The following is a 16,193-nucleotide window of genomic DNA, read 5'->3' as shown; positions in this document are numbered from 1 at the left end:
CAGGGGTCGGGGGGGGGTGTCACGGATGGTCAGCTGTAGCGGGGGAGCGCGGCGCAGAAGCCTGCGGCGCCGATGAGCACGCCGGCCGCGAGGCAGCCGGAGACGCGCAGGAGACCGGCGCGTCCGATGTCCTGCCCGACGTGCGGCAGGCGACCGGCGAGGGCGACGGCGTCGCGGAGGACGGCGGCGCACGCCCCCGCGAGCAGATCGGCGGCGACGGCGAATCCGGCTCCGATGCTGAGAGCGACGCCGATCCAGTGCCAGGGGACGAGCACGCTCGCGCGGCCCTGCACGATCAGGTACGAGGAGGCGCACCACAGGCAGGCGATCGGCGCGGAGGAGACCGAGAGGATCGGCACGATCAGCAGGGCGGGATGCCAGGAGGAGTCGAGGACGCGGCCGAGGACGAGGAGATCCAGGGCGACCATCGTCGTCTGGACGACCAGGGCGCCGACCGCCGCCTGCATCACGACGGAGCGGAGAACTGCGCGCCGCTCCTCGTCCGTCCGGGAGTTCGCCACCCGGGCGCGGAGGACGTTCGCGAGTCCGAGGACGACGGCGTCCGAGACGGCGCGCGCGATCTGACTCGCGATCGAGTAGAGGCCGAGTGTCGTGGCTCCACCGAGGGCGGAGAGGACGATCCGCTCGGACTGGCCCTGCAACCAGCCGAAGACGTTGCTCTGCAGGGTGGGGATCACGTAGTCCCTGAGCATCGGCCGACGTGGCAGGTCGGGAGTCGGCAGCGTCCCCCGTCTCGAGAGCAGGAGGAGGAGCATCCCCTCGGTCACCCCGGTCTGGAGCGATCCGGCCGCGATGCCGAGCACGGGAGCGAGCGGGACGCAGACGACGATCGAGGCGATGCTGCCGATGGCCTGGCCCCGCGCGATCGAGGCCCAGCGTCCGTCGTACTGCGCCCGGGTCAGTGCGGGCAGGATCGCTCCGTGGAGTGCCGCGACCGCGACGAACGGCAGGAGGGCGACGGCCTGCGCGGCGGACGCCGCCGACAGGGCCCAGAGCAGACCGATCGCGACCGCCATCGCCGTCGCCCCGCCGACGGAGACGACGGCGGCGGCGCGCCGGAGCTGGCGGGCGCCCCCCTCCCTCCGCCACATCGCGACGCCGAGCGGGCGCACCGTGTTCTCCCCGATCTCCTGCAGGAGGGAGAGCGCGAGGAACGCCATCGCGTAGACGCCTGCTTCCGCGGGTGACACGTGGACGGCGACGACGAGGCCGACGACCGCGCTCGTGCCGCGGGAGACGAGCCGTTCGAGGGCGGCGTTCGAGGAGCTCCGCGCTGTCGGCGAGCGCAGCAGTGCGGCGACGCGGAGGATCATCGAGCTCCGGGGCGGAGAGCCCCGGACTCCGGCGCGCGGCAGGACGTCCGGTCCATCGAGGGAGCCTCCCGACCGGGGATCACGACGGCAGGCGAGCCGCCCGGACACGGTAGGATGCCCCCGTTCCGCCTCGCCTCGACTGGCGCGTCCCGGGGCGCGGATCGCCTGGTCGGGTGCAGCGGGCCCCCTCTCGGCGCGGTCCCTCGGTGCAGGAGCCGTCTGCCGGAGCGGCGCGCGCCCTCCGGGTGGTCGCCACCGGTGGTCCCGTATCATTGCGGCGTTATGTCACGCATCTACGACTGCTCCGTCGACACGGACCTCCTGACCGGCACCCGTCTCGCGCGCACCGCGATCGGCCGGGGCGAGCTCGTCGTCCTGCCGACCGACACGGTCTACGGGATCGCGGCCAACGCCTTCGACGCCGCGGCGGTGCAGCGCCTGCTCGACGCGAAGGGGCGCACCCGCCAGTCGCCGCCACCCGTGCTGATCGGCGACGTGGCCGCGCTCGACGCACTCGCGGAGAACGTGCCCGAGGCCGTCCGCGAGCTGGCGAAGGCCTTCTGGCCGGGTGGGCTCACGATCGTGCTGCACGCGCAGCCCTCCCTCGTCTGGGACCTGGGCGAGACTCGGGGCACCGTCGCCCTCCGGATGCCCGACAACCCGGTCACCCTCGAGCTCCTCGCCGAGACGGGGCCGCTCGCGGTCTCCTCGGCCAACCGCACCGGCCGCCCGTCCGCCACCACCGCCCAGGAGGCGCTCGACCAGCTCGGCGACTCCGTCGACGTCTACCTCGACGCGGGCACCGCCGGGAGCCGCTACAGCGACCGACCGGCGGGCGCGAGCGAGTCCTCCACCATCGTCGACGCGACCGCGCTCAGCTTCGAGGGCGGCACCCTGCGCATCCTCCGCCAGGGCGTCGTCTCGGCCGAGAGCATCCGCGAGGTCGTCGGCGACCTGCTGCTCGACGGCGTCGCCACGGCCGAGGAGCCCGAGGCCCCCGCGCCGGTCGCGTCCTACGACGCCTCCACCGAGCTCAGCGACCCGACCGTCGAGGACGACGAGCCCGTCGCCGCCGAGGAGCAGCCCGCTCCCACGGCGCGACCGGACTGGGCGTCGCGCGCTCAGGTGCAGGACGAGCCGGCGGCGAGCGGCACCGCGCGCCCCGACTCCACCCCGGGTGAGTAGCCGATGATCACCTTCGTCCTGGTCTCGCTCGCGGTCGCGGTCGTGACCTGCGGGCTGTCGTGGGTCATCTGGAAGCTCAGCCTGCGGTACCGGCTCTACCCGGCGATCCGGGTGCGCGACATGCACACCAGGCCGACCCCGCGCCTGGGCGGCATCGCCATGTTCCTCGGGATCCTCGTCGGCTTCGGCATCGCCTCGCAGCTGCCCTACTTCCGGCTGGTGTTCGCCAACCCAGAGCCGATCCTCGCGATCCTCGGCGCGAGCCTCCTGATCGTCCTCATCGGCGTCGCCGACGACATCTGGGACCTCGACTGGACGACGAAGCTCGCCGGGCAGATGATCGCCGCGGGCCTGATCGCCTGGAAGGGCGTGCAGATCGTCTCGCTGCCGATCGGCGGCCTCACCGTCGGCTCGCCCTGGATGTCGCTGATCATCACCGTGCTGGCGATCGTGCTCGTGACCAACGCGCTGAACTTCATCGACGGCCTCGACGGCCTCGTCGCCGGCGTCGCGCTGATCGCCAACGGCGTGTTCTTCCTCTACAGCTACCTGCTCGTGCAGCAGACGTCGCCGACCGACTACTTCAACCTCGCCTCGCTGATCGCGGTCGTCCTCGTCGGCGCCTGCGCGGGCTTCCTGCCGATCAACTGGCGCCCGGCGAAGATGTTCATGGGCGACGGGGGAGCGCTGCTCGTCGGCATGCTGATGGCGACGTCGGCCATCGCCGTCACGGGGCAGATCGACCCCTCGCAGCTCGCGGCGAAGGAGCTGCTGCCCGCGTTCATCCCGATCATCCTGCCGTTCGCCATCCTCGTCGTCCCGCTGATGGACTTCGGCCTCGCGGTGATCCGGCGGCTGCGCGCGGGCAAGTCGCCGTTCAGCGCCGACCGCAAGCACCTGCACCACCGGCTGCTCGACATGGGGCACTCGCACCTGCACGCCGTGCTGATCTTCTACGCCTGGACGGCCGTCGTCGCCTTCAGCTGCCTGCTGATGTTCGTCGTCGACGTGCTCTGGGTGCCGCTCGCCTTCCTCGCGATCGGGCTGCTCGCCTGCACCGTCGTCACGCTCCTCCCGCTCAGCCGCCGCAAGCGGCTCGAGGCGGCGGCGCAGTCGGCGGAGGCGTCCCCCGTCCTCGACCCCCTCGACCGCGCGTCCGAGACGGACACGAGCCGTTCGCCGATCGGCCTGCCGCTCGGTCGCGACACGACAGCGCCGCATCAGGCGCGGAAAGAAGCATCATGACCGGAGCCTCCCCGGCCGCCCCCCGTCCCCAGCCCGCCTCGGTGCCCGTCCTGCGGCGCACGCTCGCCGTGGGCGGCGTCTTCGTCCTCGCTCTGGCCGTCGTCGGCGCGATCGTCGGATTCCTCGCCGCCGGCGGGGAGGGCGCCGTCGGCGCCCTGATCGGCGCCGTCGTCGGCGGGGTCATGGTGGCGCTCACCGCCGCCAGCATCCTCGTCGCCAACCGGATGGACATCGGCGGCTTCTTCGCCGTGGTGCTCGGCACCTGGCTCGCCAAGTTCGTCCTCTTCGTGATCGCGGCCCTCGTTCTGCGCGACCAGCCGTGGCTGAACAGCACCGCGATGTTCGTCACGATCATCGCGGCGGTGCTCGGCTCGCTCGTCATCGACGTGCTCGTCGTCTCGCGCTCGCGCATGGCGAACGTCAGCGACATCGCCCGATGAGCGCGCCCCGAGTGGCGTCTGAGAGGATCACGATTCGGCTCTCAGGCCGTTCTGTTGCTACAGTAGGGTCCAATCCCCGCAGGCGACGTGTGCCCGTCCTCAGGTCGTCTCATCGTTGATGTCGACCGCCGAGTGCGAACGCCGTCCGAGCGGAATACCCCACCTTTCGTCGTCGCGAGAGCGTTGCGTCCGAACGATTCACGTCGTTCGTCTGCCACGTGCCACGCCCCGAATTCCAGGAGCTAGCGCTGTTTGCTAACGCTGTGACCCTGTTGGTCTCGTCCTCGACCGGTGAGAGTGACTTCCACACCCCGTCGATCTCCGAGTTCTTCCCGCCCGGTTTCCTCTTCGAGGGAACCCCTTTCGAGATCAACCGCGTCATGCTGGTCCGCTTCATCGCGGTCATCGCCCTGATGCTGTTCTTCTACCTCGGGACGCGCAAGATGCGCATCGTCCCGGGCCGCTTCCAGAGCGTCGTGGAGATGGCCTTCGACTTCGTCCGCGTGACGATCGCGAAGGACATCCTCGGCGAGAAGGACGCGCGCCGCTTCCTGCCGATCCTGGTGACGATCTTCTTCGCGATCATCGCGATGAACCTCACCGGCATCGTCCCGTTCCTGAACATCGCGGGAACGTCGGTCGTGGGCATGCCCCTCTTCCTCGGCCTGGTCGCGTACGTGACCTTCATCTACGCCGGCATCAAGGACCGGGGGATGGGCTTCTTCAAGAACGCCCTCTTCCCGCCCGGAGCCCCGTTCCTGATCTACTTCATCCTCACGCCGATCGAGCTGCTGCAGACGTTTATCATCCGTCCGCTCTCGCTCGCGCTGCGGCTCGTGATGAACATGATCGTCGGGCACCTCCTCCTGGTGCTGTGCTTCTCGGCCACGCAGTTCTTCCTCTTCAGCTCGCAGATCGACCCGGGCTTCAAGCTCTTCGGTGTCGTGACCTTCGCCTTCGGCGGCGCCTTCACGCTCTTCGAGCTGCTGGTCGCGGTGCTGCAGGCCTACATCTTCACTCTCCTCGCTGCGGTCTACATCCAGTTGGCCGTCGCCGAGGAGCACTGACCCCACTACTCACGGGCTCCCGCCCGTTCACACGATCACCCCACTGAAAGGACCCACTCGTGGACTCAGTCACCGTTCTCGCCGAACTCACCGGCAACATCGCGACGGTCGGTTACGGCCTCGCAGCGATCGGCCCCGGCATCGGTGTCGGCATCGTCGCGGGCAAGACCGTCGAGGCCATGGCGCGCCAGCCCGAGATGGCCGGCCGCCTCCAGACCACGATGTTCCTCGGCATCGCGTTCACCGAGGTGCTCGCGCTCATCGGTCTCGCCACCTACTTCATCTTCGCGGCGTAGTCGTGTTCAGCACCGCTGTGAACATCGCTGCGGAAGAAGGTGACGTCCCCGCGGTCATTCTGATCCCGGAGTTCTACGACTTCTTCTGGTCGGGGGTGATCTTCCTCATCCTGCTGTTCTTCTTCTGGAGGCTGGTCCTGCCGCGCATCCAGACGATGCTCGACGCGCGCTCCGCCGCGATCGAGGGGAACATCGCGAAGGCCGACGAGGCCCAGCGACAGGCTGAGATCGCACTCGAGAAGTACACCGCTCAGCTGGCCGAGGCCCGCGCCGAGGCCGGAGTGATCCGCGAGAAGGCGAACGCCGACGGCAACGCGATCGTGGCGGCGAAGAAGGAGCAGGCGCAGGTCGAGGCCGAGCGCATCCTCCAGAACGCGCACGCCCAGATCGAGGCGGACCGCCAGTCGGCCGTCGTCGCTCTGCGCTCCGAAGTCGGAACCCTCGCCATCGATCTCGCCTCCGGCGTCATCGGCGAGAGCCTCAACGACGACGCGAAGGCGTCCGCGATCGTGGACCGCTTCCTCGCCGACCTCGAGGCCTCGGAGAAGGCGAACAGCTGATGGGCAGCGCGTCCAGGCAGGCACTCGCGTCGGCGAAGGCGGAGCTCTCCGCCCTCGGCGGCCAGGCGTCCCTCGACACCGCCCAGCAGCTCTTCGAGGCGGCCCGGGTCATCGACGGGCAGGCGCAGCTGCGCACGGTCCTCTCCGACCCGAGCACCGACGCGGGCAGCAGGCAGGCCCTCGTCGCCCGGGTGTTCGCACCCTTCGGTGAGCCGGCCAAGCGCCTGCTGACCGTCGTCGTGGGCCACCGCTGGTCGAGCCCGAGCGATCTGATCGCCGGGATCGAGGAGGTCGGGGTCCGTGCGATCGCGTCCGCCACTCCGGAGGGCGTCTCGCTCGAGACCGAGCTGCAGACCTTCGGCGCCGTCGTGGCGTCGGATGCTCAGCTCGAGCTCGCGCTCGGCAGCAAGCTCGCCGCGGCGGACTCGAAGGTGGCGCTCGTGCAGCGCCTCCTCGAGGGCAAGGCCTCCGCGGAGACCCTCGCCATCCTCCGCCAGCTGATCGCGCACCCGCGCGGTCGTCGCATCCCCGAGCTCGTCCGTTTCGCGGCGGGCGTCGTCGCCGACCAGGGCGGCTTCACCCTCGCCACGGTCTCGGTCGCGGCTCCGCTGCACCCCGAGCAGCTCGACCGGCTCCGCTCGGCGCTCACGCGCCAGTACGGCCGCCCGGTCTCCGTCAACGTCCTGGTCGACCCCTCCCTCCTGGGCGGCATGCGACTGCACGTCGGCGACGAGGTCATCGACGGCTCCGTCTCGGCGCGGCTGTCCGACCTGAAGCTCCAGCTCGCGTCCTGACGGACGCACGTATCCTCAGGGAGCGGCTCGCGCCGCCTCCGACCTCCGCACCACCCAGGTCAGGCCCCGACGACCGCTTCGGCTCGCACGGACCCAACGAATAGGAATTCCCATGGCAGATATCACCATCAGCCCGGATGAGATCCGCGACGCGCTGAAGGACTTCGTCTCGTCGTACGAGCCGGGCAAGGCGTCCACCACCGAGGTCGGCTACGTCATCGACGCCGCCGACGGCATCGCCCACGTCGAGGGACTCCCCGGCGTCATGGCGAACGAGCTGATCCGGTTCTCCAACGGCGTGCTGGGCCTCGCTCAGAACCTCGACGAGAATGAGATCGGCGTCGTCGTCCTCGGCGAGTTCTCCGGCATCGAGGAGGGCATGGAGGTGACCCGCACCGGCGAGGTCCTCTCCGTCCCCGTCGGCGACGGCTACCTCGGCCGCGTCGTCGACCCGCTCGGCAACCCGATCGACGGACTCGGCGACATCGCCTCCGAGGGCCGCCGCGCCCTCGAGCTCCAGGCGCCCGGCGTCATGTCGCGCAAGTCGGTCCACGAGCCGCTGCAGACCGGCATCAAGGCCATCGACGCGATGATCCCCGTCGGCCGCGGACAGCGCCAGCTCATCATCGGCGACCGCCAGACCGGCAAGACGGCCATCGCGATCGACACGATCATCAACCAGAAGGCCAACTGGGAGTCCGGCGACACGAACAAGCAGGTCCGCTGCATCTACGTCGCCATCGGCCAGAAGGGCTCGACCATCGCCTCGGTGAAGGGCGCGCTCGAGGACGCCGGAGCGATGGAGTACACGACGATCGTCGCGTCCCCCGCCTCGGACCCCGCCGGCTTCAAGTACCTCGCCCCCTACACCGGCTCGGCCATCGGCCAGCACTGGATGTACGGCGGCAAGCACGTCCTGATCATCTTCGACGACCTGTCGAAGCAGGCCGAGGCCTACCGCGCCGTGTCGCTCCTCCTGCGCCGCCCGCCGGGACGCGAGGCGTACCCCGGCGACGTCTTCTACCTGCACTCCCGCCTGCTGGAGCGCTGCGCGAAGCTGTCCGACGAGCTCGGCGCCGGCTCGATGACGGGCCTCCCGATCATCGAGACCAAGGCGAACGACGTCTCGGCGTACATCCCGACCAACGTGATCTCGATCACCGACGGCCAGATCTTCCTCCAGTCCGACCTCTTCAACGCCAACCAGCGTCCGGCGGTCGACGTGGGCATCTCGGTGTCGCGAGTCGGCGGTGACGCCCAGGTCAAGTCGATCAAGAAGGTCTCCGGAACGCTGAAGCTCGAGCTGGCGCAGTACCGCTCGCTCGAGGCGTTCGCGATGTTCGCGTCGGACCTCGACGCCGCCTCGCGCCGTCAGCTCGCCCGCGGCGCCCGCCTCACGGAGCTGCTCAAGCAGCCGCAGTACTCGCCGTACCCCGTCGAGGAGCAGGTCGTCTCGATCTGGGCCGGAACGAACGGCAAGCTCGACGAGGTCCCCGTCCCCGACGTGCTGCGCTTCGAGCGCGAGCTGCTCGACTACCTGGGCCGCAACACGCAGGTCCTCTCCACGCTGCGCGACACCAACGTGCTCTCCGACGACACCGTCGCCGAGCTGCACCGTGCCGTCGACGGCTTCAAGCTCGAGTTCCAGACCGGTGAGGGCAAGCCGCTCGCCTCGGTCGGGCGCGAGGAGCACAAGGCGATCTCGGCCGACGAGGTCGGCCAGGAGAAGATCGTCAAGGGCCGTCGCTAACAGCGGCCCCCTGACGATTCAGAGAAGGACAACAGGAGACACATGGGAGCGCAACTCCGGGTCTACCGGTCGAAGATCCGCTCGGCCCAGACGACCAAGAAGATCACCCGCGCCATGGAGCTGATCTCGGCCTCGCGCATCCAGAAGGCGCAGAACCGCGTCGCCGCCGCGGCTCCGTACTCGAACGCCATCACGCGCGCCGTGTCGGCCGTCGCGACCTACTCGAACGTCGAGCACCCGCTCACGACCGAGCGCGAGAAGCTCGACACGGCCGCGATCGTGATCTTCACCTCCGACCGCGGCCTCGCGGGCGCGTTCTCGTCGAGCGTGCTCAAGGAGGCGGAGGAGCTGGCCTCGCTGCTGCGCAGCGAGGGCAAGGAGGTCGTCTTCTACCTGGTCGGCCGCAAGGCGAACGCGTACTTCTCGTTCCGCCGGCGTCCGAGCGTCCGCATCTGGACGGGCGGCACCGACCAGCCGGTGTTCGAGACGGCGAAGGAGATCGCCGACGCGGTCGTCGACTCCTACAACCTCGATGACGAAGAGGGCGGAGTGGACGAGATCCACCTCGTGTACAACCGCTTCGTCAGCATGGTCACCCAGCAGCCGACCGTCGTCCGGCTCCTGCCGCTCGAGGTCGTCGAGGGTGCCGAGGATCAGAACACCGATCTGTACCCGCTCTACGAGTTCGAGCCCGACCCCGAGACGGTCCTCGACCGCCTCCTGCCGGTCTACGTCGAGAGCCGCATCTTCAACGCGATGCTGCAGTCGGCGGCGTCCGAGCACGCGGCGCGCCAGAAGGCGATGAAGTCGGCGAGCGACAACGCCGACACCCTCATCAAGACCTACACCCGGCTCGCCAACAACGCGCGCCAGACCGAGATCACGCAGCAGATCGCCGAGATCGTCGGCGGCGCCGACGCCCTGTCGTCCTCGAAGTAGACGGCGCACCTCCCCGACACGAAGCCTCCGCCCTCCGGGTGCGGTGAGACCACAGAAGGAAGAAGCAATGACACTGACCGCACCTGAGGCGGCGACCGGGACTCCGGGCGGGGCCGTCGGCCGTATCGCCCGCGTCACCGGCCCCGTCGTTGACATCGAGTTCCCCCACGACGCGATCCCCGAGGTCTACAACGCGCTCTACACGCACGTCGAGGTCGAGGGCGTCTCGTCCAAGCTGACCTTCGAGGTCGCGCAGCACCTGGGCGACGACCTCGTCCGCGCCATTTCGCTCAACCCGACCGACGGACTCGTCCGCGGCCAGGAGGTCCACGACACCGGCCTGCCGATCTCGGTCCCGGTCGGCGACGTGACCAAGGGCAAGGTCTTCAATGTGATCGGCGAGGTGCTCAACGCTGACGCCGACGGCACGATCAACGGACAGTCGTTCGAGATCACCGAGCGCTGGCCGATCCACCGCAAGCCCCCGGCGTTCGACCAGCTCGAGTCGAAGACCGAGCTCTTCGAGACCGGCATCAAGGTCATCGACCTCCTCACCCCGTACGTGCAGGGCGGCAAGATCGGCCTGTTCGGCGGAGCGGGCGTCGGCAAGACCGTCCTCATCCAGGAGATGATCCAGCGCGTCGCGCAGGACCACGGTGGAGTGTCCGTGTTCGCCGGTGTCGGCGAGCGCACCCGTGAGGGCAACGACCTCATCGCCGAGATGGAGGAGGCGGGCGTCTTCGACAAGACGGCCCTCGTCTTCGGCCAGATGGACGAGCCGCCGGGAACCCGCCTCCGCGTCGCGCTCTCCGCGCTGACGATGGCGGAGTACTTCCGCGACGTGCAGAAGCAGGACGTGCTGCTCTTCATCGACAACATCTTCCGCTTCACCCAGGCCGGCTCGGAGGTGTCGACCCTCCTGGGCCGCATGCCCTCCGCGGTGGGCTACCAGCCGAACCTCGCCGATGAGATGGGCGTGCTCCAGGAGCGCATCACCTCGACGCGCGGACACTCGATCACCTCGCTGCAGGCGATCTACGTCCCCGCCGACGACTACACCGACCCGGCGCCGGCCACGACGTTCGCGCACCTCGACGCGACGACCGAGCTCTCCCGTGAGATCGCGTCGAAGGGCCTCTACCCGGCCGTCGACCCGCTGACCTCGACCTCGCGCATCCTCGACCCCCGCTACCTGGGTGCCGACCACTACCGCGTGGCCACGAACGTCAAGCAGATCCTGCAGAAGAACAAGGAGCTGCAGGAGATCATCGCGATCCTCGGCGTCGACGAGCTCTCCGAGGAGGACAAGATCACGGTGTCGCGTGCGCGCCGGATCCAGCAGTTCCTCTCGCAGAACACCTACATGGCGAAGAAGTTCACCGGCGTGGAGGGCTCGACCGTCCCGCTGAAGGACACCATCGAGTCGTTCGACGCGATCGCCCGCGGCGAGTTCGACCACGTGGCCGAGCAGGCGTTCTTCAACGTCGGCCCGATCACGGACGTCGAGGAGAAGTGGGCCCAAATCCAGAAGGAGAACGGCTGATCATGGCCGCGTTCCTGAAGGTCAGCGTCGTCTCCGCGAACGCGGAGGTCTGGGCGGGCGAGGCGAAGCAGATCTCGGCTCGCACCGTCGAGGGCGAGATCGGCATCCTGGTCGGTCACGAGCCGATGCTCGCGATCCTCGCCTCCGGTGAGGTGCGCGTCACGGCCGCCGACGGGACTCGGATCACCGCGCAGGCGGACGACGGCTTCCTGTCCGTCGAGAACGACGTCGTCACCGTCGTGGCCCGCGAGGCCGCGCTGGTCTGACGACCCGCCGCCTCGAGCGGCGACCGGAGGGGCCGGGTGATCATCGCGATCGCCCGGCCCCTCCGTCGTGCGCGGCGTCCCCTCGCCGCGTCCCCCGCGTGCGCTCTCGCACGCCGTCTTCCCCGAGGAGCCCCGTGCACGTCCTGCTTCCCCCGTCCGAGACCAAGCGCGACGGCGGCTCGGCCGAGTTCCGGCTCGAGGAGCTGTCGTTCCCGGGGCTGACCGATCGTCGCGTCGCCCTGCGCGACGCGCTGGTCGCGCTCGCCGGCGACCGGGACGCGGCGTCCCGCGCACTGAAGCTCGGTCCCCGGCAGTTCGGCGAGATCGAGCGCAACGCGGCACTGCCGACCGCGCCGGCGATGCCCGCGGTGGACCGCTTCGACGGTGTGCTGTTCGACGCGCTCGAGGCGGCGTCGCTCTCGGCCGGGGCGCGCGGCGTCCTCGGCCGGATCGTCGTGGTGCAGTCCGCGCTCTGGGGTCCCGTCCGGGGCCTCGACGGCATCCCCGCCTACCGGCTGTCGCACGACTCGCGTATCCCCGGGATGCCGCTCAAGCGCTGGTGGGCTGCCGAGGCGGGGCGCGAGCTGTCGGCGCTCCCGGGTCTCGTCCTCGACCTGCGCAGCGAGTCCTACGCGGCGCTCGGGCCGCTGCAGCCGGGGGAGGGGCGCTTCTTCGTCCGGGTGCGGTCGCGCGACGCGATGGGGCAGCTGCGCAACCTCAACCACTTCAACAAGCAGGGCAAGGGTCTCTTCGTCCGCGCGCTCGCGGAGGACGGCGTCGAGACCGACGCCCTCGCCGAGCTGATCGAGTGGGCGGCGTCCCGCGGGTTCGAGCTGGCGCCGAACGCCGGCAGCGGCGAGCTGGATCTCGTCGTGCGCTCGGCCTGAGCGTCAGGAGCGGGCGCGGAAGCACCCGGTGAGGTGGTCGTCGACGACGCCGGCCGACTGCAGCAGGGCGTACATGGTCGTCGCGCCGACGAAGCGGAAGCCGGCCTTCCGGAGCGCCTTCGAGAGCGCGAGGGACGCCGGAGTGGAGGTCGGGACGTCGGCGGGGCGGACGATCCGGCCGGGCGGGGCGTCCTCCTCGAACGACCAGACCAGGCGGTCGATCGCGCCCTCGCCGTCGCGCTCGCGCAGGGTGACGGCCGCCTGCGCGTTGCCGATGGTCGCGAGGATCTTGGGGCGGCTGCGAATGATGCCGGCGTCGTCCATCAGGCGGTCCACGTCGTCCGCGTCCATCGCCGCGACGACGTCGAGATCGAAGCCGTGGAAGACCTCGCGGAACCGAGGCCGCTTGCGGAGGATGGTGATCCAGGAGAGCCCCGCTTGGAAGCCCTCGAGGCAGATCTTCTCGAAGAGCGGCCGGTCTCCGTGCAGGGGGACGCCCCACTCCTCGTCGTGGTAGCGGCGGTACTCGACGTCGTCGCCGCTCCAGCCGCAGCGGACGGTCCCGTCCGCGTCGGTGATCAGCCCGTTCTCGGCCGTCATCGGTGCGCGATCCCCTCGTGATCGAGCAGCCAGGCCTTCGTGGCGACGCCCTCGCCGGCACTGAAGCCGGTGATCCGGCCGTCTCCGGCCAGCACACGGTGGCAGCCGACGAGGATCGGGATCGGGTTCGCGCCGACGGCGCCGCCGATGGGCCGACCGGAGCGGAGCCGTCCCGTCGCCTGCCCGAGGGCACCGTAGGAGGTGATCTCGCCGAAGCCGATCCCCTGGAGCGCTCCCCAGATCTCCAGCTGGAAGGGCGTTCCACGGAGCAGCAGCGGCAGGTCGAAGGTGCGCCGCTCGCCGGCGAAGTACGCGTCGAGCTGGTCGACCGCGGTGCAGAGGACGGGGAGCGAGCTGTCGGCCAGGTGGTCGTGCGGGAGGGTTCCGCCGTTCTCGATCGCGAGCGAGACGATCGACTCGCCGTCGCTGCCGACCTCGATCCGGCCGAGGGGGCTGACGGTGCGGCGCACGTGCAGGGGAGTCGTTCTCATGCCACGAGAGTAGCCGCGGCCCACGCGGGCGACCGGCGGGAATCGGACATCGGTGGACGGCTCCGCAGCTCGGCGGCCTGTGGAGGACGCAACGGACGCGTCGAGATCCACCGACCTCGCAGTCCCGCCGTGCTGACGGTGGGCGGGTCTCGATACGCCCCTGCGGGGCTACTCGACCAGCAAGCATGTGCTGACTTCGGAGCGTTGGGCCTCCCTGCTGATCGAGTAGTCCGCGGAGCGGGCGTATCGAGATCCACCCACCGGGCGCACGTCCGGGCGCGGTCGGCCGGCGTCCTCCACAGGTGGCGTTCCGGCGATCTGTCTTCCGGTCGCCGAGGGCCCCGCCCCGCAGCGACGCAGGGCCCGCCACCGTTGCCGCATGACATCCACTGCATCCCCTCCGGTCCGTCCCGTCGATCACAGCGCCGTCCTCGCGGCGATCCCTCGCCTGCTCGGGCATCCGCCGCACGAGAGCGTCGTCCTCGTCCCGCTGAGGTGCGGCACGCCCACCGGCGCCCTCCGCTTCGACCTCGCTGTCGGCGATCCGACACGAGCAGCACGGGTCTGGATCGGGGCCCTCGGGCGCTTCGGGCGCGTGGAGTGCCTGGTGATCGTGCTGTTCTCCTGCGGCCGACGCGTTCCGTCCGCCGGTGCGCTGATCGGCGCGCTGAGCAGTCGAGCGCAGGAGCTCGGAATCGCCGTGGAGGTGCTCGTCCCCGCCGGCCCGCGCCGCCCGCGCCGACCGGGCAGCGGAACGACGGTCCGCGGGACGTCCGGCGAGACCCCCTCGGCGGAACTGCTGCCCGCCGTCGACCGAGGGGAGGCGCTCGCGGTCGCGGCGGAGGTGGACGCGCTGCTCGACCGGCACCCGCGCGCTCGTCTCCCCGAGGCGGTGACGGCCGACGTCGAGTCCCTTCTGCTGCGCGCGGCCGCGGGTCGTCCCTGGCAGCCGCGGACCCACGCGCTCGCCGCGCTCATCGTCGGCGCGCAACGGCGGGAAGGGCGGGAGCGGGTGATCCGACTCGTCGCCTCTCCCGACCGCGCCGCTGCGCCGTCCGTCATCGGGCTCGTCGCGCACGCGGCCGCGGCGGCGCCGGGGACCGAGCGGGGACCGCTGCTGGTCCTGCTCGCCACGCTCCACTGGTCGTCGGGGTCGATCCGCTCAGCGGCGCTCCTCGCGCGGGAGGCGGTCCGCCTCGACCCGCACGATCACGACTCGCGGATCCTCGCAGCCGCTCTCGAGGGCGGCGAGCCGTGCCCGTGGGCCGTCGAGGGGCGCCGTGCCGCGTGAGGCGCGTCCGGCGTGCTCGTGCGCGCCGCCAGTCCCTCCGGCGGCGCGCACGAGCACGTCAGAGTCGCGCCCAGGCCTCCGTCAGCACGGAGCGCAGGATCTGCTCGATCTCGTCGAACTCCTTCGGTCCGATGGTGAGCGGCGGTGCGAGCTGCACGACGGGGTCGCCGCGGTCGTCCGCCCGGCAGTACAGGCCGGCGTCGAACAGCGCCTTCGAGAGGAAGCCGCGGAGCAGGCGCTCCGACTCCTCCGCGTTGAAGGTCTCCTTGGTCGTCTTGTCCTTGACCAGCTCGATCCCGAAGAAGTAGCCCGCGCCGCGGACGTCGCCGACGATCGGCAGGTCGAGCAGCTTCTCGAGCGTGGAGCGGAAGAGCGGCGAGTTCTCCCGCACGTTCTCGTTGAGCTTCTCCTCCTCGAAGATGTCGAGGTTCTCCAGCGCGACCGCGGCCGAGACAGGGTGCCCGCCGAAGGTGTAGCCGTGCGGGAAGGAGACCTCGCCGTGCCGGAAGGGCTCGTAGATGCGGTCGCTGACGATGGTGGCGCCGATGGGGGAGTAGCCGCTGGTCATGCCCTTCGCGCAGGTGATCATGTCCGGCACGTAGCCGTACTCGTCGCAGGCGAACATGTGGCCGATCCGCCCGAAGGCGCAGATCACCTCGTCCGAGACGAGGAGCACGTCGTGCCGGTCGCAGATCTCGCGCACCCGCTGGAAGTAGCCGTGCGGCGGGGGGAAGCAGCCACCGGAGTTCTGCACCGGCTCGAGGAAGACGGCGGCGACCGTCTCGGGGCCCTCGAACTCGATCATCTCCTCGATGCGGTCCGCGGCCCAGACGCCGAAGGCCTCCAGGTCGTCGCCGTGCTGGGGCGCGCGGTAGAAGTTGGTGTTCGGCACGCGGAAACCGCCGGGCACGATCGGCTCGAACATCGCCTTCATCGCCGGGATGCCGGTGATCGCCAGGGCGCCCTGCGGGGTGCCGTGGTAGGCGACCGAGCGCGAGATCACCTTGTGCTTGCCGGGCTTGCCCTGGAGCTTCCAGAAGTGCTTCGCCAGCTTGAAGGCCGTCTCGACGGCCTCACCGCCACCGGTCGAGAAGAACACGCGGTTGAGGTCGCCCGGTGCGTGATCCGCGAGGCGATCGGCGAGCTCGATCGCCGAGGGCGTCGCGTACGACCAGAGCGGGAAGAACGAGAGCTCGGCCGCCTGCTTGGCCGCGGCCTCCGCGAGCCGACGCCGGCCGTGGCCCGCGTTGACGACGAAGAGCCCGGAGAGCCCGTCGAAGTACTTCCGGCCCGTGCTGTCCCAGATGTGATGGCCCTCACCCCGGGTGATGATGGGGACCCCCGCGCCGGAGTCCATCACCGACTGCCGGGTGAAGTGCATCCAGAGGTGGTCCTTGGCCTTCTTCTGCAGCGCGGCGTCGTCGAAGCCGGCCGGGGCGTCCTCGCCCTTCACCGGATCGCCGGACGCGAGGCCCTGGCTCGAGAATGCTGTCTCTGTGGTCATC

17 protein-coding genes are annotated in these 16,193 nt (G+C 70.3%); 13 read left to right on the top strand and 4 right to left on the bottom strand.

The window, feature by feature from the left end:
* Nucleotides 1-29: 29 nt before the first annotated feature.
* Nucleotides 30-1,334 carry an oligosaccharide flippase family protein gene (locus MT353_RS01180; RefSeq protein ID WP_243623409.1) on the bottom strand — a complete coding sequence of 435 codons (1,305 nt, stop codon included), beginning with the start codon at nucleotides 1,332-1,334 and terminating at the stop codon, nucleotides 30-32.
* 282 nt (nucleotides 1,335-1,616) lie between these two features.
* On the opposite strand from MT353_RS01180, the gene MT353_RS01175 reads away from it, so the two are divergent.
* The 12 genes from MT353_RS01175 to MT353_RS01120 all read left to right on the top strand — a co-directional run bounded on the left by MT353_RS01175 (nucleotide 1,617) and on the right by MT353_RS01120 (nucleotide 12,306).
* On the top strand, nucleotides 1,617-2,519 hold the full coding sequence (locus MT353_RS01175; RefSeq protein ID WP_127886203.1) for an L-threonylcarbamoyladenylate synthase: 903 nt from the start codon (nucleotides 1,617-1,619) through the stop codon (nucleotides 2,517-2,519).
* A gap of 3 nt (nucleotides 2,520-2,522) precedes the next feature.
* Nucleotides 2,523-3,764, top strand: coding sequence for an MraY family glycosyltransferase (locus MT353_RS01170; RefSeq protein ID WP_123702899.1), 1,242 nt, complete (start codon nucleotides 2,523-2,525; stop codon nucleotides 3,762-3,764).
* Nucleotides 3,761-4,204, top strand: a complete 444-nt coding sequence (locus MT353_RS01165; RefSeq protein WP_123445502.1) for a hypothetical protein — start codon at nucleotides 3,761-3,763, stop codon at nucleotides 4,202-4,204. Before MT353_RS01170 ends, MT353_RS01165 begins: the two co-directional genes overlap by 4 nt.
* Before the next feature lie 263 nt (nucleotides 4,205-4,467).
* A complete protein-coding gene (gene atpB / locus MT353_RS01160; protein WP_123445503.1) occupies nucleotides 4,468-5,271 on the top strand; it encodes a F0F1 ATP synthase subunit A in 804 nt (267 codons plus the stop codon).
* A gap of 59 nt (nucleotides 5,272-5,330) precedes the next feature.
* Nucleotides 5,331-5,567, top strand: a complete 237-nt coding sequence (locus MT353_RS01155) for an ATP synthase F0 subunit C (RefSeq protein WP_055794702.1) — start codon at nucleotides 5,331-5,333, stop codon at nucleotides 5,565-5,567.
* Between the two features lie 2 nt (nucleotides 5,568-5,569).
* On the top strand, nucleotides 5,570-6,127 hold the full coding sequence (locus MT353_RS01150; protein WP_243582674.1) for a F0F1 ATP synthase subunit B: 558 nt from the start codon (nucleotides 5,570-5,572) through the stop codon (nucleotides 6,125-6,127).
* The gene (locus tag MT353_RS01145; protein ID WP_243598965.1) at nucleotides 6,127-6,921 is read left to right on the top strand and encodes a F0F1 ATP synthase subunit delta; all 795 of its coding nucleotides are present in this window, start codon (nucleotides 6,127-6,129) and stop codon (nucleotides 6,919-6,921) included. The genes MT353_RS01150 and MT353_RS01145 overlap by 1 nt, the downstream gene beginning before the upstream one ends.
* A 112-nt stretch (nucleotides 6,922-7,033) precedes the next feature.
* Nucleotides 7,034-8,671, top strand: a complete 1,638-nt coding sequence (atpA, locus tag MT353_RS01140) for a F0F1 ATP synthase subunit alpha (RefSeq protein ID WP_123702905.1) — start codon at nucleotides 7,034-7,036, stop codon at nucleotides 8,669-8,671.
* 42 nt (nucleotides 8,672-8,713) lie between these two features.
* Nucleotides 8,714-9,610 (top strand): F0F1 ATP synthase subunit gamma, encoded by an 897-nt coding sequence (locus tag MT353_RS01135; RefSeq protein ID WP_123445506.1) that lies wholly within the window; start codon nucleotides 8,714-8,716, stop codon nucleotides 9,608-9,610.
* A 67-nt stretch (nucleotides 9,611-9,677) separates the two neighbouring features.
* Nucleotides 9,678-11,153: a F0F1 ATP synthase subunit beta gene (gene atpD, locus MT353_RS01130; RefSeq protein ID WP_123445507.1), complete on the top strand. Its 1,476-nt coding sequence runs from the start codon at nucleotides 9,678-9,680 to the stop codon at nucleotides 11,151-11,153.
* Between the two features lie 2 nt (nucleotides 11,154-11,155).
* On the top strand, nucleotides 11,156-11,419 hold the full coding sequence (locus MT353_RS01125) for a F0F1 ATP synthase subunit epsilon (protein WP_123735364.1): 264 nt from the start codon (nucleotides 11,156-11,158) through the stop codon (nucleotides 11,417-11,419).
* Nucleotides 11,420-11,553: 134 nt separating this feature from the next.
* Nucleotides 11,554-12,306: a YaaA family protein gene (locus MT353_RS01120; RefSeq protein ID WP_243623408.1), complete on the top strand. Its 753-nt coding sequence runs from the start codon at nucleotides 11,554-11,556 to the stop codon at nucleotides 12,304-12,306.
* Between the two features lie 3 nt (nucleotides 12,307-12,309).
* Here the strand turns inward: MT353_RS01120 and MT353_RS01115 are convergent, their stop codons facing one another.
* Both MT353_RS01115 and MT353_RS01110 read right to left on the bottom strand, forming a co-directional pair.
* The gene (locus tag MT353_RS01115; protein ID WP_243623407.1) at nucleotides 12,310-12,906 is read right to left on the bottom strand and encodes a DNA-3-methyladenine glycosylase I; all 597 of its coding nucleotides are present in this window, start codon (nucleotides 12,904-12,906) and stop codon (nucleotides 12,310-12,312) included.
* Nucleotides 12,903-13,397: a methylated-DNA--[protein]-cysteine S-methyltransferase gene (locus tag MT353_RS01110; RefSeq protein WP_243623406.1), complete on the bottom strand. Its 495-nt coding sequence runs from the start codon at nucleotides 13,395-13,397 to the stop codon at nucleotides 12,903-12,905. The genes MT353_RS01115 and MT353_RS01110 overlap by 4 nt, the downstream gene beginning before the upstream one ends.
* A gap of 379 nt (nucleotides 13,398-13,776) precedes the next feature.
* Between MT353_RS01110 and MT353_RS01105 the strand changes: the two genes are divergently transcribed.
* Entirely contained in the window at nucleotides 13,777-14,688 is a 912-nt protein-coding gene (locus MT353_RS01105; protein ID WP_243623405.1) for a DUF4192 family protein, read from the top strand.
* 58 nt (nucleotides 14,689-14,746) lie between these two features.
* Here MT353_RS01105 and MT353_RS01100 read toward each other — a convergent pair whose 3' ends face one another.
* Entirely contained in the window at nucleotides 14,747-16,069 is a 1,323-nt protein-coding gene (locus MT353_RS01100) for an aspartate aminotransferase family protein (protein WP_243623759.1), read from the bottom strand.
* Nucleotides 16,070-16,193: the final 124 nt, after the last annotated feature.

This window comes from Rathayibacter sp. VKM Ac-2927 (assembly GCF_022815525.1).
Lineage (GTDB): Bacteria > Actinomycetota > Actinomycetes > Actinomycetales > Microbacteriaceae > Rathayibacter > Rathayibacter festucae.
This window is presented reverse-complemented; position numbering and strand designations above follow the sequence as displayed.